The sequence below is a fragment of the Bradyrhizobium sp. LB11.1 genome (genome assembly GCF_040549385.1).
GTDB lineage: Bacteria > Pseudomonadota > Alphaproteobacteria > Rhizobiales > Xanthobacteraceae > Bradyrhizobium.
This window is the reverse complement of sequence record NZ_JBEPTH010000006.1, coordinates 240818-266139: the sequence shown is the minus strand read 5'-3', so window position 1 is coordinate 266139 and position 25322 is coordinate 240818. Positions and strand designations below refer to the sequence as shown.

General features: G+C 59.3%; 27 protein-coding genes and 2 pseudogenes. 13 read left to right on the top strand and 16 right to left on the bottom strand.

Annotated features, from left to right (window positions below):
- Positions 1-40: 40 nt before the first annotated feature.
- The 13 genes and pseudogenes from ABIA96_RS18300 to ABIA96_RS18240 all read right to left on the bottom strand — a co-directional run bounded on the left by ABIA96_RS18300 (position 41) and on the right by ABIA96_RS18240 (position 9724).
- Complete coding sequence (locus ABIA96_RS18300; RefSeq protein ID WP_354138430.1) at positions 41-1936, bottom strand: hybrid sensor histidine kinase/response regulator; 1896 nt, start codon at positions 1934-1936, stop codon at positions 41-43.
- Positions 1937-1964: 28 nt separating this feature from the next.
- Complete coding sequence (locus ABIA96_RS18295) at positions 1965-2330, bottom strand: ATPase domain-containing protein (RefSeq protein ID WP_354138429.1); 366 nt, start codon at positions 2328-2330, stop codon at positions 1965-1967.
- Positions 2270-3445: a circadian clock protein KaiC gene (gene kaiC / locus ABIA96_RS18290; RefSeq protein ID WP_354138428.1), complete on the bottom strand. Its 1176-nt coding sequence runs from the start codon at positions 3443-3445 to the stop codon at positions 2270-2272. The genes ABIA96_RS18295 and kaiC overlap by 61 nt, the downstream gene beginning before the upstream one ends.
- The gene (locus tag ABIA96_RS18285; protein ID WP_354138427.1) at positions 3442-3825 is read right to left on the bottom strand and encodes a circadian clock KaiB family protein; all 384 of its coding nucleotides are present in this window, start codon (positions 3823-3825) and stop codon (positions 3442-3444) included. The genes kaiC and ABIA96_RS18285 overlap by 4 nt, the downstream gene beginning before the upstream one ends.
- Before the next feature lie 75 nt (positions 3826-3900).
- Complete coding sequence (locus ABIA96_RS18280) at positions 3901-4572, bottom strand: helix-turn-helix transcriptional regulator (protein WP_354138426.1); 672 nt, start codon at positions 4570-4572, stop codon at positions 3901-3903.
- 570 nt (positions 4573-5142) lie between these two features.
- Positions 5143-5530, bottom strand: a pseudogene (locus ABIA96_RS18275) (response regulator).
- A gap of 575 nt (positions 5531-6105) precedes the next feature.
- Complete coding sequence (locus ABIA96_RS18270; RefSeq protein WP_354138425.1) at positions 6106-6243, bottom strand: DUF2061 domain-containing protein; 138 nt, start codon at positions 6241-6243, stop codon at positions 6106-6108.
- Between the two features lie 313 nt (positions 6244-6556).
- Positions 6557-6943, bottom strand: a complete 387-nt coding sequence (locus ABIA96_RS18265) for a signal transduction histidine kinase (protein ID WP_354138424.1) — start codon at positions 6941-6943, stop codon at positions 6557-6559.
- 28 nt (positions 6944-6971) lie between these two features.
- Positions 6972-7472, bottom strand: coding sequence for a hypothetical protein (locus ABIA96_RS18260; RefSeq protein ID WP_354138423.1), 501 nt, complete (start codon positions 7470-7472; stop codon positions 6972-6974).
- Between the two features lie 216 nt (positions 7473-7688).
- Positions 7689-8468 (bottom strand): sensor histidine kinase, encoded by a 780-nt coding sequence (locus ABIA96_RS18255; RefSeq protein ID WP_354138422.1) that lies wholly within the window; start codon positions 8466-8468, stop codon positions 7689-7691.
- A gap of 103 nt (positions 8469-8571) precedes the next feature.
- Positions 8572-8889 (bottom strand): response regulator, encoded by a 318-nt coding sequence (locus ABIA96_RS18250; RefSeq protein WP_502918828.1) that lies wholly within the window; start codon positions 8887-8889, stop codon positions 8572-8574.
- 287 nt (positions 8890-9176) lie between these two features.
- Positions 9177-9392, bottom strand: a complete 216-nt coding sequence (locus ABIA96_RS18245; RefSeq protein WP_354138420.1) for a hypothetical protein — start codon at positions 9390-9392, stop codon at positions 9177-9179.
- Positions 9386-9724, bottom strand: a complete 339-nt coding sequence (locus ABIA96_RS18240) for a hypothetical protein (protein WP_354138419.1) — start codon at positions 9722-9724, stop codon at positions 9386-9388. Before ABIA96_RS18240 ends, ABIA96_RS18245 begins: the two co-directional genes overlap by 7 nt.
- A gap of 68 nt (positions 9725-9792) precedes the next feature.
- Here ABIA96_RS18240 and ABIA96_RS18235 point away from each other — a divergent pair, with 68 nt between their 5' ends.
- From ABIA96_RS18235 to ABIA96_RS18225, 3 genes are all read left to right on the top strand, one after another.
- Positions 9793-10140 carry a DUF1488 family protein gene (locus tag ABIA96_RS18235; protein WP_354138418.1) on the top strand — a complete coding sequence of 116 codons (348 nt, stop codon included), beginning with the start codon at positions 9793-9795 and terminating at the stop codon, positions 10138-10140.
- A gap of 565 nt (positions 10141-10705) precedes the next feature.
- Positions 10706-10981, top strand: a complete 276-nt coding sequence (locus ABIA96_RS18230) for a hypothetical protein (RefSeq protein WP_354138417.1) — start codon at positions 10706-10708, stop codon at positions 10979-10981.
- Between the two features lie 62 nt (positions 10982-11043).
- The gene (locus ABIA96_RS18225; RefSeq protein WP_354138416.1) at positions 11044-11334 is read left to right on the top strand and encodes a hypothetical protein; all 291 of its coding nucleotides are present in this window, start codon (positions 11044-11046) and stop codon (positions 11332-11334) included.
- A gap of 419 nt (positions 11335-11753) precedes the next feature.
- On the opposite strand, the gene ABIA96_RS18220 is transcribed toward ABIA96_RS18225, so the two are convergent.
- On the bottom strand, positions 11754-12125 hold the full coding sequence (locus tag ABIA96_RS18220) for a hypothetical protein (protein WP_354138415.1): 372 nt from the start codon (positions 12123-12125) through the stop codon (positions 11754-11756).
- Positions 12126-13075: 950 nt separating this feature from the next.
- Here ABIA96_RS18220 and ABIA96_RS18215 point away from each other — a divergent pair.
- From ABIA96_RS18215 to ABIA96_RS18170, 10 genes and pseudogenes are all read left to right on the top strand, one after another.
- Complete coding sequence (locus tag ABIA96_RS18215) at positions 13076-13267, top strand: hypothetical protein (protein ID WP_354138414.1); 192 nt, start codon at positions 13076-13078, stop codon at positions 13265-13267.
- Between the two features lie 174 nt (positions 13268-13441).
- The gene (locus tag ABIA96_RS18210; RefSeq protein ID WP_354138413.1) at positions 13442-14374 is read left to right on the top strand and encodes a cupin domain-containing protein; all 933 of its coding nucleotides are present in this window, start codon (positions 13442-13444) and stop codon (positions 14372-14374) included.
- On the top strand, positions 14371-16656 hold the full coding sequence (locus ABIA96_RS18205) for a glycosyltransferase family 4 protein (protein ID WP_354138412.1): 2286 nt from the start codon (positions 14371-14373) through the stop codon (positions 16654-16656). The genes ABIA96_RS18210 and ABIA96_RS18205 overlap by 4 nt, the downstream gene beginning before the upstream one ends.
- Positions 16657-16689: 33 nt before the next feature.
- Positions 16690-17988: a glycoside hydrolase family 130 protein gene (locus ABIA96_RS18200; protein WP_354138411.1), complete on the top strand. Its 1299-nt coding sequence runs from the start codon at positions 16690-16692 to the stop codon at positions 17986-17988.
- Between the two features lie 52 nt (positions 17989-18040).
- The gene (locus ABIA96_RS18195; protein ID WP_354138410.1) at positions 18041-18241 is read left to right on the top strand and encodes a hypothetical protein; all 201 of its coding nucleotides are present in this window, start codon (positions 18041-18043) and stop codon (positions 18239-18241) included.
- 197 nt (positions 18242-18438) lie between these two features.
- Complete coding sequence (locus ABIA96_RS18190; RefSeq protein ID WP_354138409.1) at positions 18439-18687, top strand: hypothetical protein; 249 nt, start codon at positions 18439-18441, stop codon at positions 18685-18687.
- A 48-nt stretch (positions 18688-18735) separates the two neighbouring features.
- Positions 18736-18870 (top strand): hypothetical protein, encoded by a 135-nt coding sequence (locus ABIA96_RS18185; protein WP_283807206.1) that lies wholly within the window; start codon positions 18736-18738, stop codon positions 18868-18870.
- A 1383-nt stretch (positions 18871-20253) separates the two neighbouring features.
- On the top strand, positions 20254-21828 hold the full coding sequence (locus ABIA96_RS18180; RefSeq protein ID WP_354138408.1) for an alpha-amylase family glycosyl hydrolase: 1575 nt from the start codon (positions 20254-20256) through the stop codon (positions 21826-21828).
- Between the two features lie 24 nt (positions 21829-21852).
- Entirely contained in the window at positions 21853-22860 is a 1008-nt protein-coding gene (locus ABIA96_RS18175) for a glycosyltransferase family 4 protein (protein WP_354138407.1), read from the top strand.
- Positions 22861-23073: 213 nt separating this feature from the next.
- A pseudogene (locus ABIA96_RS18170) lies at positions 23074-24105 on the top strand (IS110 family RNA-guided transposase).
- 519 nt (positions 24106-24624) lie between these two features.
- On the opposite strand, the gene ABIA96_RS18165 reads toward ABIA96_RS18170, so the two are convergent.
- Positions 24625-24810, bottom strand: a complete 186-nt coding sequence (locus tag ABIA96_RS18165; RefSeq protein ID WP_354138406.1) for a hypothetical protein — start codon at positions 24808-24810, stop codon at positions 24625-24627.
- Between the two features lie 160 nt (positions 24811-24970).
- A complete protein-coding gene (locus tag ABIA96_RS18160; protein WP_354138405.1) occupies positions 24971-25189 on the bottom strand; it encodes a hypothetical protein in 219 nt (72 codons plus the stop codon).
- Between the last annotated feature and the right edge of the window lie 133 nt (positions 25190-25322).

The window sequence follows — 25322 nt, the reverse complement described above, 5'->3', positions numbered from 1 at the left end:
GCCGTTCGTCGAAGGGACGGTAAAAGGCCTTCTAGCAATCTCATTGTTTTGACCCGAACCGAACGCCAAGTCTTTGAAGCGTGGCCAAGAGTTCCTCGGGATCAAATGGCTTTGACAGAACCGCCAATCGATCATCCTGTGCAAACCGACTACGAACGCTCTCGTCGGCGTAGCCGGTCGCGAGGACAATGGGCAGATCGGGCCGGACCGCGCGAATATCTGCGATCAATTCATCGCCGCGCCGATCAGGCAATCCGAGGTCGATAATAGCGCCGGCAAGCCCGTCCTGCTCAGCGCGAAATTTGGCCCATCCCTCTGAGGCGCTGGTAGCTTCGATCGAAACGCATCCGGCGTCAGCGAGGGTGTCTGCGACAAACATTTGCAGTAGAAATTCATCCTCAACCACGAGAATACGAATTTCTCGCTGCTCCTTCTGACGATCCAGCAATTCCCGAATTTTCGTTGCGAGCTCAGAATAAGAGAAGGGCTTATTGAGCAACTCGATCTCGGCATCGAGCCTGCCCTCGTGGACCAAGGCGCCGGCGGCATAGGCTGTCGTCATCAATATTTGCATGGAGGCGCGGATTGCCCGAGCGCGTTCCGCCAGGACTCGTCCGTCCATACCGCCCGGAAGTCCAAGGTCGGTGAACAACAGGCAGATATCGTTCTCACGCGCCAGGATGTCCAGCGCGGACGGGCCGTCAATTGCTTCGAAAACCCGGTACCCCAGCTCCCGCAGGCTATCAACTGTATAGCGTCGGACGTCCTCCTCGTCCTCGACGACGAGGACCGTCTCGCCTTGTTTGCCATGCGGCGCTTCTGCAGCCGCTTTGGGCTCTGCGACGGGGGTCCATGTGGAAGCAGCCGCATCCAGGACCTTGGGTAGATAAAGCTTAGCCGAGGTACCGATGCCGGGTTCGCTGTAGAGCCTCACGTGGCCGCCGCTCTGCTTGACGAACCCGTAGACCTGACTCAGCCCCAACCCGGTTCCGCGCCCGCCGGTCTTTGTCGTGAAGAACGGCTCAAAGACCTGCTGAAGCACATCGGGCGTCATGCCCATTCCCGTGTCTGTGACGGTGATGAGAACATGTGATCCTCCAACGGCATCGATATCGGTCATTGCGGAGACGGCCTCAATCTCGACATTGTCCGTCTCGATCACAAGTTGCCCGCCCGATGGCATCGCATCCCGCGCGTTGACGGCAAGATTCAAAATCGCCGCTTCGAGTTCCGTAGGATCAATTTCAACGCTCCAAGGGTCTTCGACCAGCCTGGTCCGCACCACTATCTGCTCGCCCAGTGTGCGCTGAAGTAGATCGGACATTGCGGAAACGAGTACGTTGACGTTGAGCACCTGGGGTTCAAGAGGCTTCCGCCGTGCAAACGCCAGCAATTTCTCGGTGAGCTTCGCGGCTTGTCGTGCGCCGCGGGTAGCATTTTCCAGTGCACGCAACAAAGCGGGATCGGTGATTTCAAATCGGCGTTTAGCGCTCTCCAGATTGCCGAGCACGACAGTGAGGAGATTATTGAAGTCGTGCGCTATTCCCGCCGTCAGCAATCCGACGGCCTCCATTTTGGCCGAATGCCTGAGGCGCTCCTCGGCTGCCTTGCGGGCCGAGACGTCTCGAAGGCTTGCAAGGCGGGCAGGCTGCCGGTCCCAGGTCGTTTCGACAATCCGAATTTCTGCGTCAGTTTGATCGCCGTCCGGCTTGTGAATGGCTATTTCGGCGGTGTCCCCGGCGATAAACGGTATTCCGATCGGACGCCCGATTAATAGCTCAGCCTGCCGCCCGAAAATCTCCTCGGCGGCGGGGTTGGCAAATAGGACGGTCCCGCCCTCGTCAATGACAATAATTCCATCGGCATTCTTCTCGACGAGGAATCTGATCTCGGCTTGATCGATGCTGCTGCGAGACGTGGCATCTGAACTGTTCATGGTATCGACCTTGCCGCGCGTCCCCCGCTTATTGTGGGATATCATCCTCGGTGAACACGTTTGGCGCAGCTTTGAAGGAATCGCCAAAGTGCATCCCGGCGCCGTCGATTGTGAACTTCCGAATTTCCTTGGCATGCTCGCTGCCACGCATCTTCAGCACCATCAGCCCTCGGTTCATGATGTTCTGCTCCTGGATGTAGCGCAGCAAGATGATGGAATCGGTCAACGTCGAGATGTGTTGCTCGCTGACGCTCTCGCCGCCGATGAGGGATTTGCTGGTGGCGGTGCAAAGCCCGGCAATTTCCCGCTTCTTGATGAAGGAGGTAAGGCTGATCAGAAATTCGCGGAACCCGGTATCGGGGGCAATCCGCTCCAATGCGGAGAGGCTGTCCACCGCAATCCGGTTCGGCTGGAATTCGTCGACCAGGCTCTGGATGGTAAGCAGATGATCCGGCAGCCCTGCGCTTCAGGATACAGACAGACAATCTTGAGCTTTCCCGCGGCTTCCATCTGCGCAAAATCGGCGCCCCAACCGCTCGCGTTGCGGAAGAGCTGGCCTTTGCTTTCCTCATACCCAAACAGAATAGCTTTCTCTCCGGCCGCCACGCCGCCGGCGAGAAAGTTGGTGACGAGCAGGGTTTTGCCGGTGCCGGTTGCACCGCTCACGAGTGTCACGCTGTCGCGAAAAAAGCCGCCCCCGCACATTTGGTCGATTTCAGAATTTCCGCTCGTGACGCGCATCGTGCTTGATTGCTGTTCCAGCCGAAGCGAGGAAAGCGGGACCGCGACGACGCCTTGGTTCGCCAGCAGCGTAAAGGGCGCCTCACCTTCGGCGTGGTGGCTGCCGCGCATCTTGAGGACTTCGATGGTGCGGCGACGCTTTTCACGATGAAGCACGTTACGCAAGATAACAACGTTATCGGCGACGAATTCTTCCAGGCGATGTCGCGTGATCTCGCCATATTCACTGTTGCGTTCTGCCGTCATAAGCACGGTCAGACCGGTCTTTTTGAGGGCGCTGCTGATATGAAACAGCTCGCGGCGCAGGATCTTCGGGTCGCCGATAAAATGGTCGAAAAGTTGAGTAAGCGAATCGAGAACGACGCGCTTGGCGCTGACCGTCTTGACCGCGTGCTGAATGCGCGAGAGCAAGCCCACTAGATCGAAATCGCCGATAATCAGTTCATCGCTTGCTGGCGGGCTGGCGTCCACAAACCCCAAGCGGCCGTCCTTGCGCCATTTCGCCAGTTCCCAGCCAAATCCCAGCATATTGGCTTCAATATCCGCCGGCGGCTCCTCGAATGTCACCAGCACGCCATTTTCACCAAACGTGGTAATTCCGTGAGCGAGAAACTGCGTGGCGAAGACTGTTTTGCCGCTTCCGGGCGTGCCGCCAACCACGGTGGTTCGGGCGCGAGGCAACCCACCCATGACCAGTTCATCGAAGGCCTGAACGCCTGTCTGCACCCGATCCAGCACGGCGGTAACGTCGACATCCTCTGTGATCATGCTTTCTTTCCTTCAGAGTCGATACCGAGAAAATCAAGAACTCTCTCCACGTCGCTGAGATCACCGATTATCCGCCGCGGGCGGACAGGGTGTTCAAACGCGAGGGTGGGCGTAGCAATGATCGCAGCTTGCTCGGCCAACTCGGAATTCTTGATTACGTCGATAATTTCGACTTCCAGCCCGTTGTGCGCCCTCGCGACGTCTTGCAGGCGGCGCAGATTCTGCTCCGCGCGACGAGAGGTCGCTGACGGTCCGGCGATATAGAGTCGGAGCAAGAGGTTGGTCACGTCGCAATCGCCTTCTTGGCGCTGAAAACATCGGGCGTTGCCGATGAAGCCGCAGCTGACCTTGCACCCCATGTGCGAACCATGGCGGCGCATTCGAGTGCCCCACGAGTCGTGTTAGCAAACACGGCGCGCAGGTTTCAGGCAAGAGAGAGAGAAATACCAACCCTACTAGTAGAGGCCGTCGCCTCGTGACATTTGCCCCGGGTGTCTCGACGACCGTCGCGGGCTCAACGCCTCCTCACTTGTGACCGCACGCTCGCGCGCCCAGATGACAGCTGCACTACGGCGGTTAACGCCAATTTTGCGGTACAGTGACGCAATATGATTGCGAACCGTGTTCTGAGAAAGATGGAGCGTCTCGCTCATCTCGGAATCGCTTCGCCCTTCGCAAATAAACCACAGCACTTCGCGCTCCCGGCCTGTTAAAATATCAATGTCGGAGGATCGCGGGGGCGACCGCGTGCCGTGGCGGAGTGCGCTGAATTTCTCGACGATCATTCGGGTGAGCCAGGAGCTGTCGGCCATGATGGCCTCAATCGCGGCGATGAACTGCCACGACTCTTTTTGATCGGCGGTGTGTTGAATGACACACACCGGGCGCGGCACGTTATCGATCATAACGTCGGCGGTCGTAATAAAGCAATCCAGCGCCGGGCGCTCGGACCTGCGTATTGGCAACTCAAGCTTCTGGAGGCCACCGTTAAGCCGACGGCGCAAGTTGTCGTCGATCCAGAGGATTTGTCCTGAGGCATCTACGAGAATGGCGCCATCGCCGAGAGCAGAAGCGATGGGCTTCAACTCTTCATCGACTCGCGCAAAATCCTTCGTCACCTGGTCCATGACGGCCCCCTGTGTTGATCGATGACAGGCAAGAACTGGAATGTGCGGAGATAACGTTACGCGGCCAAACTGGTTCCGGCCTACTAACTCCCTAGTAGATCGGAACTATTTCGGCCTGCAGTCCAATTGCTCGCCGCTTACCGTCGTTGAGCAACCAGGCGTGAGGAGAAATGCCTTCATCGATTCGCTCGCTTCGGGCCAGAAATTGATTTGCGGACGATCGACGCGCGAATGGTGGACGGCATGTCGCCGCCACACGCCGCGCTGGCTTGATCTACCGCGGCCTCCAGCCCGCCCGTGCTCACCCGCGGGAAGAGGACCGATCGGATGGCCGATTAGATGAATGCACGACACGACAGTTCGCGCTCTGCGCCGTTCCAAACGCTGCAGAACGTGAGCTAGAACGGCCGCCCTTCGTTTCGCCTAACCTCTCCTAATTGTCAAACGATTGGGAACGGTGGAGCGTAGCATGGGACATCTTTCCAGGCGGCCCAGCCAGTCACCTGAAGCACAGGTTTTGCCGCCCGGAGTTACTCCCTGGTGATCGGGGGCCGCCGACTGAGGCGCGACCTACGCTGGCGGCGACCTACTATTGAGAAGTTGGGAAATCGCGGTGACAAGCTGTGCTGGCGCGAAAGGCTTGGTTAGAAGAATGCTGTTTGGGACACCGTTTGAAGCCCATTGGTCGGCCGCAGCGCCGGTCATGTAAACGACGGGAAATTCCGGGTCGATCTCTCGGGCGTGCTTGCCTACTTCCCAGCCGTCCATCGTTCCTTTCAGATTAATGTTCGGTCACAAGCGCGCGGTAGGGGGTCTTTTTCCCCTTTAACAGGGTAACGGCTTCTTCGCCCGATGCCGCTATGGCCGATTCAAATCCGCTCTCGGCGAGCGCTTCTTCAACGATACTCTGTATCGCCTCGTCATCTTCAATGACCAAGATTACCAGCGAATCGTCCATTACACCTCCACCGACCGCCTAACCAAAAACAGCCCGTGGGAAGCCGGCTTCGTTCGGGCAGAAACGTCCAAAAGTATACTTAAGCAAAAAGTTCCAAAGATTTATTTGGGGGTCGGTGGTTTCGCGCCATGCGATGGATGATTAAAAACATTCGCCAAATGTCGGGATCGGTGGTTGCGTCTCCCCGCAACCACTTTCATTATAACTCACTCACCGTCCCGGTCTAAGTGCCGGGACGGGGTAGCTTTTCAAAAGAACGCAGGGGTCATCGTTCGTGCTGGCCCGGATTGTCGCGTTGCAGGATGGCTCGTCGAATGCGACGGGTTCCGGCATCTTTCGAGCAGGACCGATTGATCTTGGGAGTTCTTGGTCCTCAGCAATCGGTGATCTTATCCCCGAGAGCCAAGCCCACTGACCGGCCGACATTTTGCCCCAATGCCCGGCGGAAGGCGTCAAGCGGCCTCAGATGCCACCCGCACTGAGGCCGCTGCCATGGTCGAGGCGAAGGTGCTCGCGGGGTGCGAAAATGACTTGACGAGCCGTCTAAGGAAGATCGCCAGCAGCCTATCCCATGACTAGCGGATCAGGTTGTGCTGGGAGCCGTCACCGGCTTGTCCTTGCTGATCCCAGCGAATGAAGAACCAGGCCCTTTCGTGAAGATAGTGGAGGATCATTTTCGTGATCGCCTCCGCGCCGGCGATCGAGCCTGCCACCTGATGCTACCGGCGAAGACGAAACCCAGCACGAAGGTGTCGACGCTATGGGTGACCCTCTAACTGACAGCCTCGACGATCGAGCGGGAATGGGAATCCCGCACCCGAATGAACATCAGTTCCTTTCGCCTCCCTCTCTGCGCTCGATCATGTCGGCCACCTTCGCAAAGGCCGATAGTCGAACTGCTGCAGCTGACATTCCTCGCGGGACGGGGAGTTGAAAATGTAGTCGCCCTATCCTCCTCGAGCGGCTTGGTGGGCACGACCGAAGTCTGTTTGGCGGGGTTTTTTGCAACATTCTCGTGGTGCAGACTCAAGTCAACCTACGAAATGCCGGCGGCAAAGCCTCTCGCACGAGCTCACTTAGATCTAAAGATTCGCCGCTTTCGGTGACGTCCGAGAACAGCACCTCGACATAGGGATGCTGGCGGTTGAGTGCGGCGCCGCGCTGGTATTTCGCGTTCACGATCCGCTCGATCGCCGCGAGGTTGCGCTTGCCAAGCGCATTGTACTGATCACGGAACAGACTCCGTCGTGTTCCCCGGTGCTCGATGGATTCGACCCAGACGTCCATCACCTTGCGGCCGATGAACGCTTCGACCCGTTCAGTTCCGTCCCGCGCGAGAAGCCGCAGCCCGTCCATGTTGTGCGGGCCGTCATCGATGCCGAATTTTGTCAGTGACGTGTTTTTGCGTGACATGGGGAATCCTCCTGTTGCCGACGTTGGTTCATCTCGTCAGTCCGTCGGGGACTGCGCCTCCCTCATCGTCCCATCGCGAAAGAGCGGCGGCGGGAGATGTCACGTCGCGATGCGCATCCTCCGTCGAAGCCTTTTTGCGACCGGCACCATCCTTATGCTTGTGCAGAAAACGGGCGATCTGCCCGCGAAGCGCAGCCGTCTCCAACAACTGTCCGACGGATGCGGCGGTGTCGAAGATCTCCCGTTGCATGGACTTCGGCAGCGCGTTCCATTGCATGATGATGGCCGCGCCGAGACATCGCAAAACGTGCTCCTCTTCGGCCGCTAGGGCCAGGCCGCGAGCGCGATTCTGTTCCGCAGCGTTCACGGCGCTGTCGTAGTCATCAGCCAGTCCCTGCTCGTTATCGGCGAGCGCAGAGTGGCGATCCTTTTGTTTCTGAAGTTCGGCGCTTTCGCCCTGACCGCTCGAATGCTTGATCAGTTCGCCATATGCGGCGGCCTTTTCGCGGTGCTGCTGAGATTTAAACATGCCGCGTCCTTTCGTTGGAAGTCTCCGCGCGTTCCGACCGATCCCGATGGTTGACGAGGATGAAGCGATATATGGGGATCAAAGGGTCGAATAGCGAGCTTCGGTGACAAATCACGACGGTCATTAATCTCGGGCCAGAAGCCGTTCCTGAGAGATCGTAGCAGTCCGAACTAATGCAGGTTGCGATTTGGGTTTCCGCAATGCCCGAATACGGGCTTATGTCGCCGCCGAAGTCAGCGAAGCCATCGGGACGTCGAATGTGTAGACGAACCCGGTTCGCTCATAGGTTAACTGCACGTCGCCTCGGAGTTGCCTGCCGAGCGTCTCGATCAGCCGTGTCCCGAAGCTGCGCTTTTCGGGCGGACGAACTGCGGCACCATTCCTCTCGGTCCATGTGAGGTGGAGGCGCTGCGCCTGTTGATTCAGCGTCCATTTGATGTCGACGCGCCCTTGCGGGACCGACAGGGCGCCAAACTTCGTGGTGTTGGTGCAGAGCTCGTTGAGTGTCATCGCAATGGCGATGACGGCGCCCGACATCATCCGGATATCGGGTCCCGAAATCGAGAATTTCGGCTCGGCGGGATTATCGAAGGCTTCGGTAGCGCTACGGACGATCGTGGCAAGGTCTGCGCTGCTCCATCTTGCCTGCAAAAGGAGGTCGTGCGCGCGTCCAAGTGCGAGTAGCCTGCCCTCGATGGCGTCTTGCGCGTGTTTGGCTTCGGGCAGGTCGCGCAGGCTTTGCGAGACGACGGCGCCGACGGTTGCGAGTGTATTCTTGATGCGGTGGTGCAGCTCCTCAAGGATCAGCTTCTGCAGCTTGTCGGCCGCCTCGCGCTCTCTGGCGTCGATGCCGGCCGTGGCCAGCAAACTCCGTGCATCAATCTCGGCCTGCGCGAGCAGAAGCCGCAGGCTGACGTTTTCTGCCGCCAGTTCGTCCTGGTATGGGGATGTGCTGCTTGCGGGACGCGGTTCCGTCCGGAGATCGCCTTCAGGCATCCCTGATCGTATCATAAGTTGGGTACCGCACTGATCTTCGATGGCCCAGTTTATGCACAATCACGCGATTTGAGCCGCATTCGGCGGTCGAACTGCTGACGTCTCAGGCGTGGCCGCTCATGTCGCGCATTTCGGCGATCACTTCCCCGGCATTGAGCGGCTTGCCGAAAAACCTGCTGCGGGGTGGAAGATCGAGGTGCGGCAGGTTCAATTGCCCCGATACCACGATGATCCTGATCCTCGGCCAACGCTCATGCACGGCATGCGCAAGTCCGACGCCGTCCATTTGGCCGGGCATCTGGATATCGGTGCACATCAGCGCGACGTCGGATCGGGATTCCAGGATGGCGACGGCTTCGGCGGCATCGAGCGCCTCGAGCGGCGTGTATCCGGCGTCCACCACCATGTCGACCGCGCGCATGCGGAGCATCATTTCGTCCTCGACAACGAGAACGACGGTGGGAATGCATGGATGATCAAGTATCACCATAAGGGAGCTCGCGGGGAACGGCGATCGACTTGGATAGGTGTTCATCTGCGACAAGCATCTCGCTGTCCAAATGATCCCCGCCGACTCAACAATGACGCAATAAAGTCGCCGCCAACAGAATAGGCTCGCAGCCAGCGGAATGCGCTCGTCGGATGCGAGCGGTGGATTGCTTGCTCCTGCGTGTCACTCGCTTGGCGGGTCTCACACCAGCGTTCTCATCACAGGTTCGGTGCGCCACGCTTGCGGCCGAGAAGTTGGTGAATCTCCGCGGCATTTCGAAAGACCATTGCTTTCTGAATCGCCTCGGTGCGCTCATCCCCCGGCGGCATCTCGCGAGCCTCGTCCAGGGCGGCGACCGCCCCGGCGTTCAGATCGTGAGCCAGCGTTGATGGGGTTTCTTTCTGCCGTGAAATTGCGTGACCCCGGGTCACCATTGGATAACCATCGCAGCGGCGACCAGCAGCACAAGAAAGATCGGCATCAAGATCGGGGGTACCAGCCACTCACGAAGATCGAATCTGGAATTTGGCATATAACCGCCTTTGGGTTCAGGCGGGAGCGCAAAGCTCTCAGTCACCGATAACAGCCAGGGGCGCGCGATGATATCGACCATATAGTGATCGTCTGCCGAATAGCGAGAAGAATCGTAATTTGTTTCGGCGCAGGACCGGACAAGCCTTGTAATGCGACACCAAGTAGCCACTTCGAAGACAGCGCCATCGTATTGCTTCAGCATCGCCTTTGCGGCAGCGCGAAGCTTAGCCACGCCAAATCTTGTCAACGACATTGACCAACCGCACGTCGCTTCAATGTGCGTCACCGGTCGGGACTGCCATGGGTATCGAGTATGCCTCGGTGCAAGTCGTGCGAAAGCCGGCACGCGCGTGGTTCGCCGGCGAGAACCTGATCGGCGCCAAATCCATGATTGAGTTTCCAAATCATAGCCGTTCGTATGACCAAACCCGGCGAGCTGTGCGGTTCTGGGGGCACGACAGCGCGCTGGAAGCGACATTCTTCATAGACGAGGGCGCATTGAGGCGAATTCAACCAGATGCTCGCCCCGACGAGTCCGGTTTCCTGAACGCGTTCGATGGCAACCGTGATATGATATGCGCGGCGGCTGCGAAGGTTTACGTCCGTGGAAGCCGGGGCTCTTACGATCTGGTTGCCGCAAATTTTTGAAACGAACACTTTTGATCTGATCAGCCGAGACGACGTGGCAGATCGGGCGCAGGTGATCGTTCGTCGTGATTCGGTATTGAGTGGCTTTCCTAACTTATGGGGCGCATAGCTTCAATTATCACCGTTCCGTCTTCGGCTTCGATCGGTGACTGTGGATTCGGTCGCTCGCGCCTAATCCGTCTGTGAGCATCATGCTTAAAAGTGCAAGATCCTCAATTTGTTGGGTCCACAAGCCGCACTTTGTCAAATCCTATTCGCCATGCTGATCGCTGGAATGGTTAGTGCGCGCCCATATGAAGATCTTATCGAAAATCCTATTCCTAAGCCCCGCTTCCGTTGCCGACAACGCCTGCGCATCTGGAGCAGCCTATTCACTGACTCATGCAGAGGCCGAGAGGCAAACACGTTTGTCTCGACGTGGTTGCATCGAACCGCCTGCTCGGTTGGGGTGGCGTTTCTCTATGGTTTGAAGCCCTGACGTCCGAATCGACGAGGACGTTTTCTTATACGTAACCCTAGCCAGCCGATCCCTTTTCGGAAAGGATTTCGGCTAATCGGATGTGGCATGGTTTCAACAGATCAGTTCCGGCAAGAGATTAAGTCCCGGCTCGAATTGGCGGGCGCACAAGGTCGGCAAGACCTAACTATCGAGTGTGGAGAGCTCTACAGGTCCGTCAGTAAGCTCCCTGTTTTCGATCCATGGATGATCTTCTGCCGCAACGCGATGCGCGCCGAAATGGCAAAGACGGATCGTCTGGTTTTCGATGACAGCAAGGCAAGCCTGCTGACGATCCACTATGCATTGCCACGAAATCAAAGTCCGGCGCCAATATCAAATTAAGCCGTGTTGGGAGCGACTCGAGGCATCTTCACGCGGGGCGCAGGAGCCTAGTTGAGTCAGACTTGGCGCTGAAGATATCCGATCGGCCCGGCCGGCGGTTTTTGATGACCAGTCTATCGTTGGTGCTGTTCCAGAACTGGTTACCCGATCTTTCAGTGGTGCTCATCGAGCCTCATCGAAGTCGCGGCGGGATTTGGCGCATCAAGTTCGGCTATGACGTTGGACCACCACTCTCGATGAGCGCCGAGCAGACGTCGTCATTGGCGACTGATCTATATCAATTAGGCGAAGACCAGTTGGCCGGCGAGATCTATGATGCGGTTAGAAGCGCGACGCGTTACGGCTTGATGTGAAATGATCAACTGCTCGGCTAAACAGATCGCCACCGAGGTCGGTGGATTCTGTATGTGCAGCCGCTCGTTCTCCCGCTACAAACGGGCGATCTCCGCCGAGAAGAATCGAACGACTAAGGCACAAGGGTTCTGCACTCCAATTCCACCGCGACCTGCGTACCCGTCGAGACAAAAGAGGCGGCGGATCCACTTACCCACGCGGGCGTGCCGGTGGGGTTCCCAATGAAAAAGCGCGCGAGGCGTCAGCGATTGAGTGTCAGGTTCGGGGCCATGGTTGCGGAGTTGTCGTTTTGAAAGTCGTTGAGCAGCACATAACCGCCGAATAGGATGACGGCCAACAAGCCATATGCAAGGTAGGAAGGCCGTCGGGACCTGTGACCGCTCATTTCGCTGGATCCTTGTCTTGCCGAACCGACCACTCAGCTCTTTGTGGCCGTCTTTGAGAGTTCAGCTTCTACGCCGACTGCGCACGCCCTGGCGAATGAATAGTCCATACTCGTGGAGGCAACGGTCTTCACGAATTCGCCGATTACGTTGTCCCTTGAATATGAGCCCGCCGCCTTGAACTTGGCGACGGCGCCGTCAGCCGCCGTGAACTGTGCGACGCACATCGGGACCAGGACAGACATCCGACCGCTGCTTTCTGCCATTGCGCTCATAGATATGGCAGTGCCTTCGGTGACCCAGCCGCCCCAGATAAATCCGATCGTCATCGCTGCAACAGCGCCGAAAGCGATACCTTGGAGGAAGCGAGTCCGCGCCTCACCCTGCAAAATCGCGGGTATTCTCATGATGGTCTCCTTTGTTGCGCACACAAGCGCGTTCGCAGCCGCAGACGCCGCTTGCATCCGCGCTTGGAAAACTATCCAGCCTAAGAGATTGCGCCTTCCGATGGCACTCTAGCTGCCGCTACGACGACGAGCAGCGACGTCGGACGTCGCCGCTTCATGGACAGCGTCAAGGTGAGCAACGGCCACCCCGCAGCTGAAGGGTAGACTGTTGTCCTGATGCTGTACAGCACGTTCTTGCTCTCCAGTCAGGAGGTCGCAGCGCCATCGTCTCTGGAGAGCGGTCTCAGGCCGCGATCGCAGCTATCAACGGCTTGGTCCCGACGAAGCACATGACCGCGTCGGACTATCGGCCAGGACGGAGGCTATCTCGGCGGTCCGCCCCTCAAGTTGGGAAAGAGATGCCAAAAAATCGCTGCGCGCTGCGCGTATACGGAGTCATGGTCGGGATTTGCGGACGGATTAAGCGGGAAGGTCATCACAGGGCTGGACAAGAGGTTCCGGTGGTTGCCCGACGCGTAGAACCCATCGTCTTCACAGGCTTGCGGTGCAAAGCTCAGAGTATTCGTTCCGGAGAGCAATATTCAAAACGTTCGTATGGTTTGCAATGAGTCAGGCCATTGCTGGCGCGAACTTGGTGAACGTCGCGTCATCATGGTCAGGCCCAGCCCAAAACAAACTACGATTTTCCTCGCTATTCGGCAGATAGTCACTATATCTAAGACATCATCGCGCGCCCCGGGCTGTTATCGGTGACTGAGAGCGTTGCGCTCCCGCCTCCACCAAAAGGGCGGTCACATGTCTGATACCCTCAAATTCGATCTTCGTGATTGGCTGGTGCCTCCGGTGCTGTTGCCGATCTTTTTTGCGCTGCTGATCGCTGCTGCCGTGATTATTCAGTGGTAGTCCGCTTCAACGGGAATCCGAGTGCTTAACAGAAAGCAGGAGTCGGAATGGCAAATACGGCGATCATCAGAGACGCATACGGCGTTCCGTCAATGTTTGTTGATTCGAAAACCGGCAAGGATGATGCCGCCTTTGTCTTTATCAGGGTCGGCGATGAGGAACGCCGGATGCGGTGGGCCGAATGGGATGCGCTTCCCGCCTGGACTGGCGTTCGTCCGTCCTGGGCGACCAAACGCTAATGGACCCAGCAAGGTTGCTATCTGACGCCGGAGTACCCATCTGATCAATTAGCTCAGCGGGATCGCGACAAACGCGAACATCCCGGCGCGACGCCTTAGCCACGCTAAATCATATCAGCGGTATCGACCAACGGCATATCGCCTCGATATGCGCGTTACGGGTCAGGACAATGTATGGCCATCGAGCATGCCGCGGTGCAGATTGCGCGCAAACCGTGGGGGGTAGGCGATCTCCATCCATGGAGCAGCGTCGACGTTGCCGGTGACCCGGTTGGAGAGTTGTGGTTTCAGCGCACGCACAAGCATGCACCCATCCCGGCCCTGCTGCTCAAATTGCTGTTCACCAGCGAGCCGCTGTCGATTCAGGTTCATCCGGACGATGAATTTGCCCGCTCAATCGGCTTGCCGAACGGCAAGACTGAAGCCTGGTACATTCTCGCAGCAGCCCCAGGCGCGCGGGTTGCGCTGGGACTGAAGCGGCGACTCACGCCACAGGCATTGCGCGCAGCGATCAGGGACGGCTCGATTGCCGATCTCACGCAATGGCGTCCGGTCGCGAAAGGCGACATCATCTTCGTCCCCGCCGGCACGATCCATGCCATTGGCGCCGGTATCGTGCTCGCCGAGATTCAGCAGCGCAGCGATACGACATTCCGCCTGTTTGACTATGGCAGGCAGCGCGAACTGCATGAAAAAAGCGCCGTCGCTGTTTCCGACGCCGGGCCGGTTCAGACCCAATCCGGTCCACGGCGCCTCACCGCGGCTCGAACAGTCCTGATCACAAGCCGGCATTTCGTCCTCGAGCGGATCGACCTGCCGGCGGGCTCGAATTGGGCACTCAATGCCGATCGGGAAACCTGGATCCTTGCGATCGAGGGCCGGGCGCGGGTCGGGGTGACGAACTTATCGGTCGGTGACGCTGTCTTCGTCGAGGGCGATCGAGCCGTGATCGAGGTCGGCGCGGACGGCATGCGCGGCCTAATGGCTTATCCGGGACCTGATCCCGTGCCTGCTTTGCTGCAAGACGCCGGAGAGCTGACCAAATCTGCCGGCATGTCCGCCGGCCATTCGCCGAAATCAAGCAAGACTGTCGAGGTACAAGCATGACGCCGCTCCGTCGCATCGCCGTTATCGGCAATTCGCTGCCCCGCCGCTGCGGGATCGCAACCTTCACGACCGACCTGCAGCAGGCGATCTCGACGTCACGCCCGACTCTCGAGACCTGCATCGTGGCGATGACCGATCATGGCCAAACCTATGATTATCCCAAGGCGGTCGCTTTTCAGATCCAGGATGACAAGATCGAAGAATACACCCGTGCAGCAGACTTCCTGAACGCCGGCCGGTTCGACACGGTGTGCCTGCAGCACGAATTCGGAATTTTCGGTGGCGAAGCCGGCGGCCACGTCCTCGAACTGTTGTCGCGTCTCACCATGCCTGTCGTGACGACGTTCCACACCGTGCTGGCAAATCCGAGCGCCGCGCAACGCGCGGTCATGGAGCGCATCGTCGATGCCTCGTCGAAGGTCGTTGTGATGGCCAACAAGGGCCGCGAACTGCTGCGCAGCGTCTATCAGGTGCCGGACGACAAGATCGAGGTCATAGCCCACGGCATTCCCGACGTCGCGCTTGTCGCGCCCGATGCGGCGAAGGCAAGGCTCGGATTTGACGGAAAGTCGATCATTCTGACATTCGGCCTGCTGTCCCCCAACAAGGGCATCGAAGTCATGATCGACGCCATGCCGTCGATTCTGAAGCGTCGCGCCGATGCGTTGTATGTCGTCCTTGGCGCAACGCATCCGAATCTGGTTCGAGACCAGGGCGAGGCGTATCGCAACAGACTGATGAGGCGGGTCCGCGAACTTGGCGTCGAGGACCACGTTGTGTTCCTCGACCGCTTCGTCGATCTGCCCACGCTGCTCGAATTCATCTCGATGTGCGACGTCTATGTCACGCCCTATCTCAACGAGGCGCAGATGACGTCGGGAACGTTGGCCTACAGCTTCGGACTGGGGAAGCCCGTCGTTTCGACGCCTTACTGGCATGCTCGCGAACTGTTGGCCAATGGACGCGGCGTTCTGGTGCCGTTCGGTGATGCGACGGCGATCGGCAGCAAGATCGCGGAATTGCTCACCGATGACGTTCGCCGGCAGGCGATGTGCCGGCGCGCCTATGCGGTCAGCCGAACCATGACGTGGGAACGCACCGCCGAGCACTACATGTCGGTTTTCGAGAGCGCGTCTCAGGGGCACTGGCTCAAGGTCATTGCGCCCTCCAACACGGGCGTTCCGGAGCCGCGCGGCCCTGCGGCGCCGGACATGCAAATCGGCTATTTCCTGTCGATGTGCGACGATACCGGCCTATTCCAGCACGCCGTGCATTCGGTGCCCGATCGCTCGCACGGCTATTGCGTTGATGACAACGCCCGCGCGCTGCTTTTGGCCTGCGCCCTCAATAGTCCAGGCGAACAGCCGCTGTCGGAAGTCTTGACGGCTCGCTTCGCCGCTTTCGTGCAGCATGCATGGAATCCCGACACCGGGCGGTTTCGCAACTTCATGGGCTTCAATCGAACCTGGCTCGAAGCCAGCGGGTCCGAAGACAGTCACGCGCGGACGCTTTGGGCTCTGGGCGAAACCGCGCGCAGCGACGCAACTCCGTCGCGGCGCCAGTGGGCGGCTGCCTTGTTCGCCAAGGCACTGTCGACTGTAGAGACCTTTCGCTCTCCGCGGGCGTGGGCGTTCACCCTGCTGGGTTTGGGCGCCTATTGCGCCGTGGCTCCCGATGATCTCCACGCCCAGGAGATCCGGCATTCTCTTGCCGACAGGTTGATGTCCTGTCTGGCTTCGGTCGAAACGCCGGACTGGGTGTGGTTCGAGGAAGGGTTGGCTTACGACAACGCCCGCCTGCCGCAGGCGCTGATGATGACAGGCGCGGCGACGCAAACGCCTGAATACGTGCAGGCCGGATTGAGGTCTCTGCGCTGGCTGATGACGCGACAAACGACGCCGGCAGGGCATTTCCGGCCGGTCGGCACCGCCGGCTTCGGGGAATTGCGGCAACTTCCCCGCGCATTTGATCAGCAGCCCGTGGAAGCGACGGCGACGATCGCTGCCTGCCTTACGGCATGGCGGGCGGATGGCGATGCCGAGTGGAAAGCGCTTGCGACCCGTGCCTTCACCTGGTTTCTCGGCAGCAATGACCTGTCGGTGGCGCTGGTCGATCCGCACACCGGCAGTTGCCGCGATGGACTGCACCCCGATCGTGCCAATGAAAATCGCGGCGGCGAGTCGGTTGTGTGCTACCTGCTTGGGCTAGCCGAGATTCGCCAGCTTGCGCGCGTCAACGCCGGCCTGACCAAACCCGCGGCACTGCGCGCCATGGGCGCCTGAATTCTGCCTCTGCTCAAGCGATCGAGGACACCAGTGTCACAGGCCACCTTCCTGAACCGGCAGGCGCTTTATTTGCGTCCCGATCCCGCGCGGGTGATCGTGCGCCCATTCAAGCCGGCGACCGAACCCCGCGATCTCAACCCGACTGACAAGACGCGTGCAAATCATATCGTCGACCGGGTTCTCGCCCTTGACACCGAAGCCGTTGCCTCCCAGCTCGCGGACGTCCTTGAAAATTTCCTCGGTCGGCATCGAAACCTGCTGGAGAGGTTCGAGGCCCGCGCGAACGAAATGGAGGAGGCTTTCGCAGCGCATGGAAGCTTTTCAAAAATCCAGCGCCAGTTGATCGGGGCCTATTTTCTCAATGAGTATTCGTTCGAAGCCTCTGCCTTGTTCAACCCCAGCATCGTGCCGCACCCCGACCAATCGGACGCGCCGAAGGGCGGCCTGCGCTTCATTCTCAGCCTCCGTGCGATCGGCGAAGGGCACGTGTCGTCACTGACATTTCGGGGCGGAACATTCGCAGCCGACGGCAGTCTGACCGTTGATCCGACGGCGCGGCTTGCCTCGAGCCCCCGGATTTGCAATCGCGTATCCGGACCGGACGGCGATCATGTCGAACTGGTCTTCAAGCCCGAGGAAGAGCTCAGCGAGCGTGTCATCTTTCCGGTTACCGAATCCCAATCGAACGGCATCGAGGACGTTCGCTTTGTCGAGTTCAGCGATGGTGGCCGGAAAACCTACTACGCCACCTATACGGCCTATAGCGGGCGGGCGATCCGTTCCGAACTAATCGAGACCCAGGATTTCATGTCGTTCCGGTTGGCGCCCTTGAGGGGCCCTGCGGCACGCAACAAGGGCATGGCGCTGTTCCCGCGCAAGATCGGCGGCAAATACGCCATGATCGCGCGACAAGACAATGAGAACCTGTACCTGATCTATTCAGACGACCTTTACACTTGGGGCGACGGCCAGGCCATTCTGAAACCGGAATTTCCCTGGGAATTCGTTCAGATCGGCAATTGCGGATCGCCTATCGAGCTCGATGAAGGGTGGCTGTTGCTGACGCATGGCGTCGGCCCGGTGCGCAAATACTCGATCGGGGCGGCGTTGCTCGACAAGAACGACCCCTCGAAGGTGCTGGCCCGCTCCCGTGAGCCGTTGCTGCGGCCCGAGCCGTCTGAGCGCGAGGGATACGTCCCGAACGTCGTCTATACCTGCGGGGCAATACGGCACAACGACCAGATCATTCTGCCATACGCGGTGTCGGACACCTTTTCCAATTTCGCGACCATCAGGATCTCGGCGCTGATGCAGGCGATGAAAAGTTGACCGCGCGCTTGCGCGGCGCGGTGCCTTTCGTTGAAAGGTCAAGGGAGCCTGAATGAGTGAGCGACTTGAAACGCTGAAGAAAGCGCGTGAGCGCATGATCGAGGACAGGGACGCGCATGCGAAGGTGCTGGCCGCTCCTTTTGACCGGGATAAGGCCGAGCGGGCACGCAACAAGTTCATCGAGATTCAGATGCTGGTCGACGCGCTGGATCGCGCCATCAGTGGAGAGGAAGTCTTTTCGCCAAGAGGCTGAGGCGCGGCGGCAGCGAGGCGCAGCATCGACTAATGCATGGCTATTCGCGGACAATGGGCGCACAGTTGCGCAATGCGAGTCTTCAGGTTGCGCCGAACGAACTTCCTGGTTCAAGCCCTGGATCCCACGGCAGGAGATGAATGCAGGCCTGGCGCCATGTCCTTTCGAGCGTCGGCAAAGCTTGAAGGGGCGAGGTGATGCCTACGCTGTCGAAACTCCTGCTTGAGAATGGGTTGCCCGATCTTCCGGTGTTGCTGATCGAGCCGCATCGCAACCACAGGGGAATCTGGCGCATCAAATTCAGCTATGGAACGGGAGAGCCGTTCTCCATGGCTGCGACCCAGGCATCGATCATGGCTTCCCGTCTGCATGAGATCGGGGAAGTCGAACTGGCCGAAGAGATCGATGACGCGATGAGAACTGCGACGCGCTACGCGACAATGTGAGATTCGCCGTTCAATGAAGGCGTCATCATCAACCCAAAGGAGATCGATATGGCTAAGGGCGAGCAAAGAGGAAATCGGGAAGTCAAGAAGCCCAAGAAAGAGAAGATCAAGACAATAGCTGCGGCGCCAAGCCAAAAGGCCGCGGGATGGCAACCGGGTTTCGCGTCCGGCAAGAAGAAATAGCAACACAAGCGTCGACGTAAAGCGATCCGCTGAACTGACGCGTTCGAGCGCGCACAAAAGCGCGTTCTCGCAGGGCTGCGCGATCGGGCGGCGCTGATTGGCCTATTGCTTCGTGGTGGCGGCCTGCGCTCGTGGACGCGGCCTGTTCTAATGGTGATACCACCCGCAAAGGAAATCGGATGAAAATTACGCTCGCCGTATTGATGCTCTGCGCCTGCGCGCAAGGCGCTCTCGCCGCTGGACCGGAATGCCGCACGATCGAAAGCACGAGCGGGCGACTTGCCTGCTACGATGCGGCGTCTCCTCCAAGAATACAAAAGCCAGCAGCGGTCGAGAGCGACGCGTCGCGGCCTTCCTACAAGGACCCCTTCATCGCGGAAGACGCCCGAACCACCGCCAAGCTAAAGGGTATCTGCCGCGGCTGTTGAAGATTAATTCTCTCTGGCCATGCCCGGGCGTTGCAGCAGGCCCGCTATCAAAGGACTGAACGGGTAGCGGCGGCTTCTTGGTGCCTCTGCCGGAACGAGCCCGGTAGCCCTTGCAGAACCCGATTTGGAGTCGCGCACGTCTACCGATGCGCCACGTGCCGCGCTTCCCTCCGCTAATGACCTGAATGTATGGTCCGGCCGTGCGCTGCAAAGCGGTTGAACTCGAAATGAAGATCATGAGGTATCGCCAATTGGTGGACCGGACCGCGGATGAGGAGTTTCTAACTAAGACGCATCAGGAATCAGATCGCGGAACTTGAGCAGAAGCTCCGAGAGATCGACGAGTAAGGCCGCCTCGATTGCCGCTGGCCGTTGAACCTTATTGCGCCTTCGCAGACAGATAAGTGCCGGGGGATTGCACTGTCCGGAATCAATACAGCGCCACCAAGCATTATTCGGCTTGGGGGCGCTGTTTGCATTAGTGGCTACTTTGATCCAGCGAGTGGCCTATTCGGCCGGCACCGGTCGTCGGGTGCTGTACGTATTTGACTTGCCGAAATTGTCCCAAGCTGCGGGCAGGGTCCTAATCCGCTTTGGACAAGGGTGGTTGGCAACCGAACATAAAGGGAATCTACTGGTCCCATCACCGCCCTGCCTTCGGCTTCCATCGGTGACTGAGAGTGTTGTGCTCCCGCCCGTTTCGGAGAGCCACCATGCCCCGCATCCAACCCAAAGCGCCGTTACATGACCGTCTAGTGCTGGAGGCCATGCGCCTCAAGGACGAGGCGAACGAACTCCCGCCGGGTCCGCTGCGCGACGCCAGGATCAGAAGAGCCCGCCATGCTGTAACCGCTTCCCATGTGAATGAGTGGCTTTCGTCTCCCGGCCTGCAAGCGCCGCGGTAAGGCCGCCTCAGTTGGCGGCCTCTTTCGAAGTTCTCTGGTGGCAGACGGGTGTGATCTACCAGATCTATCCGCGCTCCTTTCAAGATACGAACGCCGACGGCATCGGCGACCTCAAGGGGATCGAGTGGCGGCTCGACTATCTGGCCAGCCTTGGCGTCGACGCCATCTGGATCTCACCCATCTACCCCTCGCCGATGGCTGATTTCGGCTATGACGTCGCCGATTATTGCGACGTCGATTCGCGCTTCGGCGTGCTCGCCGATTTTGACAGTCTGCTTGCACAAGCTCATGCGCGCGGGCTCAAGATTGTGCTCGACTTCGTGCCCAACCACACATCCGACAGGCATCCCTGGTTCGTCGAGAGCCGCGCCTCGCGCGACAACCCGAAACGGGACTGGTACATCTGGCGCGATCGCGCGCCGGATGGCGGACCGCCCAACAACTGGATCAGCGATTTCGGCGGCTCGGCATGGGAGTGGGACAAAGCCACCAGCCAATATTACTACCACGCCTTCCTGAAGGAGCAGGCGGACCTCAACTGGCGTAATCCGGCCGTGCAGGCGGCGATGTACGACGTGATGCGCTTCTGGTTCGACCGGGGCGTGGACGGCCTCCGCATCGACGTGCTGTGGCACCTGGTCAAGGCGGCAGACTTCCCGGACAATCCGCCCAACCCGACCTATCAGTCGGCGATGGGCGACATGCACCGCGTGCTTCAGCTCCATTCGACCGACCAGCCCGAGGTCCACGAGATCGCCGCCGACATGCGCGCCATCGCTGATAGTTATGGCGCCAGTGGACGGGGCAAACGCGTGCTGATCGGCGAAATCTACCTGCCGGTCGATAAGCTGCTGCACTACTACGGCCGGGAACGGGCAGAGGTGCACCTGCCCTTCAACTTCCAGCTCATCGATGCGCCGTGGGAGGCGCGCTCCCTCACGACGCTGATCGCCAACTATGAGGCGGCGCTTCTGCCAGGCGCTTGGCCGAATTGGGTGCTCGGCAACCATGACCGGCCGCGCGTCGCAACAAAGCGTGGGCAGGCCCAGGCCCGCGTCGCGGCGATGCTGCTGCTGACGCTCCGCGGCACGCCCACCCTCTACTACGGAGACGAGTTGGGCTTGAGCGATGTCGCGATCCCGTCCGCCCAGGTTCAGGATCCGCGCGGGCTGCGCGAGCCCGCCCTCGCTTTGGGCCGCGATCCGGTCCGCACGCCGATGCCGTGGGACGGGAGCGAGAATGCCGGCTTCACCACGGTTAAGCCGTGGCTGCCGCTCAATGCCGACTGGCCTATTCGCAACGTTGCGCGGATGGCGCAGGAGCCTCATTCAATCCTGGCGCTTTATCGCCGATTGCTGGTCGCCAGGCGTGCACATCCGGCGTTGGCGATCGGCGACTTCACGCTGCTGGACACGGACGGCGACGTAGTCGCCTATGAACGTCGGCACGGCGCCGAGCGCTTGATCGTAGCACTCAATCTCGGGGGACATTCGCAGCGGCTGGAATTACCGGACTGGGCGCGCGATTATCGGGCGCTCTTGTCCACTGTTGCCGACGCAGCGCCGGCCGGAGACGGTGCCGTGCTGCTACGGGCGGACGAAGGCCTGATCCTGATGGCCGATTAACGAAAAGCAACGAAGGACAATCGCGTGCGTATTGCCATGCTAGCTCCGATCTCCTGGCGCACGCCGCCGCGCCATTATGGTCCATGGGAGTTGGTAACCAGCCTGTTGACCGAGGCGCTGGTGGCGCGCGGCATCGACGTCACCTTGTTCGCTACGAAGGATAGCCGGACGGCGGGCAAACTGGCCGGTGTCTGCCCGGCGGCCTATTCCGAGGACCCCACGATCGACGCCAAGGTATGGGAGATGCTCCACGTCGCCCATGTATTTGAGCGTGCGAGTGAGTTCGACCTCATTCACAACCAGGCCGATTTCGTGCCGCTCGCATTCTCGCGGTTGGTGGAGACACCGGTGGTGACGACGATCCACGGCTTCTCCTCGGAACGTATCCTACCCGCCTTCAAGGCATACGAGGATCGCGTCCATTATGTTGCGATCAGCGATGCCGATCGCCATCCGAACCTGCGCTATGCAGCAACAATCCACCACGGTATTCGGTTGGAGGACTTTCCCTTCGACCCGCACGGCAGCGAAGACCTGCTCTTCTTCGGCCGCATCCACCCGGACAAGGGGGCGGCCGAGGCGATTGCGGCGGCAGGTCGAGCGGGTCGGCGGCTGATCATGGCCGGTATCGTCCAGGATCAGGAGTATTATAACGAGCAGGTCGTGCCCGCGCTGGACGAGCGTGCCGTGGTCTATCGGGGCCCGGTGGGCGGAGCGGCCCGCACGAACGCCCTGGGCTCCGCCCGCGCGCTGCTCCATCTTATCAATTTCGACGAGCCGTTCGGACTATCGGTCGTGGAGGCACTCGCCTGCGGCACGCCGGTGATCGCCTGCAACCGCGGATCGATGCCCGAGCTGATCGACGATGGCGTGACTGGCTTCTTAGTCAACAACGTCGATGAAGCCGTAAATGCGATCAGCCGTGTCGGCGAAATTGATCGCGCCGCATGCCGGGCAGCAGTGTGCGAGCGTTTTACGGTAGACCGAATGGCTGATCGATATCTGGACTTGTACCGATCGCTCCTTGGCTGAGGACCTTTCGGCTTATTACCTAGCTTCGTCTGCTTGTGGCACCTTTGAGACATGCCCGCCTATCCAGAGAATGTCCGTTCACCGGTGTAGAACGGAAGTTGCCGTGAACCGGTCAAACCGACGCGAATGATGTGGCGGACGACGCCCGCTCCCGGCATCGAATGTGCCAAAGGGTGATCGTTGAACAACGAATCACCAGAGGGGGGCGTCCACATGCAGATTAGTACCATCGGCGTTGATCTCGCCAAGAACGTGTTCCAAGTGCACGGCGTAGATAGTGCAGGCAAAGTCGTCATCACCCGTCAGTTGAGACGCAAGCAGGTCATCGAGTTCTTTAGCAAGATACCACCTTGCGTCGGCATGGAGGCCTGCGGAACCGCTCATCACTGGGCGCGTGAAGTCTCCAAGCTCGGTCACACGGTGCGTCTGATGCCGCCGAGCTACGTGAAGGGCTATGTCAAACGGTCGAAGAACGATGCTGCCGATGCAGCCGCCATCTGTGAGGCCGTCACGCGTCCATCGATGCGGTTCGCGGCCGTCAAGTCGACCGATCAGCAAGCCTCGCTGATGTTGCATCGAACACGGGATCTTCTAATTCGTCAGCGCACGCAGCTAATCAATGCGCTCCGAGCCCACCTTGCCGAGCTCGGCCTCGTTGCGGAGACGGGACGCGAAGGTGTCGCGCAGCTCGCCGCGCTCATCACGGACGAGAGTAATCGCGAAGCTCTTCCATTTGCGATGAAACAGGCATTACAGGCCATTGTCGATCAACTCGCTGCTCTGGAACTGCAGATCGGGACCCTTGATCGCGCGATTCACGCCCATCATCGTGGCAATGACATGAGCAGCCGCCTCGAGACCGTACCGGGGATAGGCGTGATTGGGGCCACGGCCATCGCTTCCACCGTCACAGACTCGAGTAACTTCAAATCCGGTCGGGATTTTGCGGCATGGATCGGACTTGTGCCGCGGCAGCACTCGACCGGTGGCAAGGAGCGGCTCGGCGGCATCTCCAAGCAGGGAGATCGCTATCTCCGACGGTTGCTTGTAATCGGTGCAACAGCCGTTGTTCGACACGCCCGGCAACATCCGCAAAAGCATCCCTGGATCATCAGGCTACTTGCCAAGAAGCCGGCCAAGCTCGTCGCCGTTGCGGTTGCCAAAACAAGATGGCGCGCATCGCTTGGGCGATCATGGCCAAGGGAAGGATACTATCGAGCGCCGGAGCTTGCTGCAGCAGCCTGAAGAGGCTTGGCGATGGGAGCGTGAGGCGATAGCGGAACAAGACAATCGAATTGCGAAGGTGATGATGGCGTGATGCGAAACGGTCGAGCCGTCGATTGGGACAACCCGCTTCTGGGTCATGGGCGTTAAAGCCCGTGCGAATGATTGGGACCCGATCCGCGGACTACATCAGGGCCAGCGGTGATGGTGCCGCGCAAACAAGCCGGACACATGACTTGCACCCGACCGCAAGCCGCACGTCAGATTCTTCTTGCAATGCGGGCGTCGTCCACACATGACCCTGAACGGACATCGGCTCCACCGGCGCGGCCGCGGCGAAAAGCTTATCCGAAAGAGGGTGATGTTTTGTGACCAAGGGGCCCGAAGGCAGGCGGAGTAGCGCTCGCGCCCGTCATTCATCCGTTGAAGCGGATTTTCGTCGATGTGGCGTCAGCGGTTCTAGTTCGGCGACCAGCCCGCATGTGCGTTGCTTGGTCCCATCACCGGCGCTTGTGCGCTAACTGACGATATTTCAGAATCTCAAATCCGCTGCGCAGCTTTGACTTCGCGAATCGCCAGATAAAGGCTGATCGTACCGACAATGACGGGAAGTAGTCCTATGAGCATCCAGGCCAAAGGCGAGCCAGCGCCGATCGTGCCAGCAGCAATCCAAATTCCAAAGGCAATGATAACTACCGAGATCGAGAGCGAGAATGCGTCATTCATGATGACCTCCAAAGACCTATGCCTGTCGGGTGAATGCCAGCCTCTCAGTAAGTTTCGACGTCAACCCGGGCCCGCCATTCAACCTCGTCAGCCAGCTCGTAAAGGCAAGGAAGGTAGGAATGTCGTGGCTTATGACGCCTTCTCCGAGTTCGGCAGCGTCTTAAGAACTGCCTCTGGCGGGGAATTGCTTGTCAGAGGAACGATCGAGCCGCTTATCGGAGCCGTGCGCCCCGTTTAGATGGCCGACCAGCTCGCCGGAAAGTCGATAGATATTGATCCCGTTTAGATGATAAAGTTCTTGGCCGTTAAGGCTGAAGATGGTTGCGCCATCCACCACCCTGACGCGGGTGCCCTTGCTGTTGAAAATATTGCCGAGCATGACTGATCTCCAAGAGAGACCCCGGAACCAAGCTGCGATTGTTGGACCCAGATAGCGAGACAATTCGGGCACCACGCCGGATACTTTGGCTGTATCAGACGACCATCGCCAAAGCCAACGGAGGCAATTTAGC

Excerpts from the sequence above, each read along its gene's own strand:
- ABIA96_RS18300 (WP_354138430.1), bottom strand. The coding sequence starts at position 1,936 with ATGAACAGTTCAGATGCCACGTCTCGCAGCAGCATCGATCAAGCCGAG.
- kaiC (WP_354138428.1), bottom strand. The coding sequence starts at position 3,445 with ATGATCACAGAGGATGTCGACGTTACCGCCGTGCTGGATCGGGTGCAG.
- ABIA96_RS18285 (WP_354138427.1), bottom strand. The coding sequence starts at position 3,825 with ATGCGCCGCCATGGTTCGCACATGGGGTGCAAGGTCAGCTGCGGCTTC.
- ABIA96_RS18280 (WP_354138426.1), bottom strand. The coding sequence starts at position 4,572 with ATGGACCAGGTGACGAAGGATTTTGCGCGAGTCGATGAAGAGTTGAAG.
- ABIA96_RS18265 (WP_354138424.1), bottom strand. The coding sequence starts at position 6,943 with ATGTCACGCAAAAACACGTCACTGACAAAATTCGGCATCGATGACGGC.
- ABIA96_RS18260 (WP_354138423.1), bottom strand. The coding sequence starts at position 7,472 with ATGTTTAAATCTCAGCAGCACCGCGAAAAGGCCGCCGCATATGGCGAA.
- ABIA96_RS18255 (WP_354138422.1), bottom strand. The coding sequence starts at position 8,468 with ATGCCTGAAGGCGATCTCCGGACGGAACCGCGTCCCGCAAGCAGCACA.
- ABIA96_RS18250 (WP_502918828.1), bottom strand. The coding sequence starts at position 8,889 with ATGCGCGCGGTCGACATGGTGGTGGACGCCGGATACACGCCGCTCGAG.
- ABIA96_RS18245 (WP_354138420.1), bottom strand. The coding sequence starts at position 9,392 with ATGGTGACCCGGGGTCACGCAATTTCACGGCAGAAAGAAACCCCATCA.
- ABIA96_RS18235 (WP_354138418.1), top strand. The coding sequence starts at position 9,793 with ATGGGTATCGAGTATGCCTCGGTGCAAGTCGTGCGAAAGCCGGCACGC.
- ABIA96_RS18230 (WP_354138417.1), top strand. The coding sequence starts at position 10,706 with ATGGTTTCAACAGATCAGTTCCGGCAAGAGATTAAGTCCCGGCTCGAA.
- ABIA96_RS18220 (WP_354138415.1), bottom strand. The coding sequence starts at position 12,125 with ATGAGAATACCCGCGATTTTGCAGGGTGAGGCGCGGACTCGCTTCCTC.
- ABIA96_RS18215 (WP_354138414.1), top strand. The coding sequence starts at position 13,076 with ATGGCAAATACGGCGATCATCAGAGACGCATACGGCGTTCCGTCAATG.
- ABIA96_RS18210 (WP_354138413.1), top strand. The coding sequence starts at position 13,442 with ATGGCCATCGAGCATGCCGCGGTGCAGATTGCGCGCAAACCGTGGGGG.
- ABIA96_RS18205 (WP_354138412.1), top strand. The coding sequence starts at position 14,371 with ATGACGCCGCTCCGTCGCATCGCCGTTATCGGCAATTCGCTGCCCCGC.
- ABIA96_RS18195 (WP_354138410.1), top strand. The coding sequence starts at position 18,041 with ATGAGTGAGCGACTTGAAACGCTGAAGAAAGCGCGTGAGCGCATGATC.
- ABIA96_RS18190 (WP_354138409.1), top strand. The coding sequence starts at position 18,439 with ATGCCTACGCTGTCGAAACTCCTGCTTGAGAATGGGTTGCCCGATCTT.
- ABIA96_RS18185 (WP_283807206.1), top strand. The coding sequence starts at position 18,736 with ATGGCTAAGGGCGAGCAAAGAGGAAATCGGGAAGTCAAGAAGCCCAAG.
- ABIA96_RS18165 (WP_354138406.1), bottom strand. The coding sequence starts at position 24,810 with ATGAATGACGCATTCTCGCTCTCGATCTCGGTAGTTATCATTGCCTTT.
- ABIA96_RS18160 (WP_354138405.1), bottom strand. The coding sequence starts at position 25,189 with ATGCTCGGCAATATTTTCAACAGCAAGGGCACCCGCGTCAGGGTGGTG.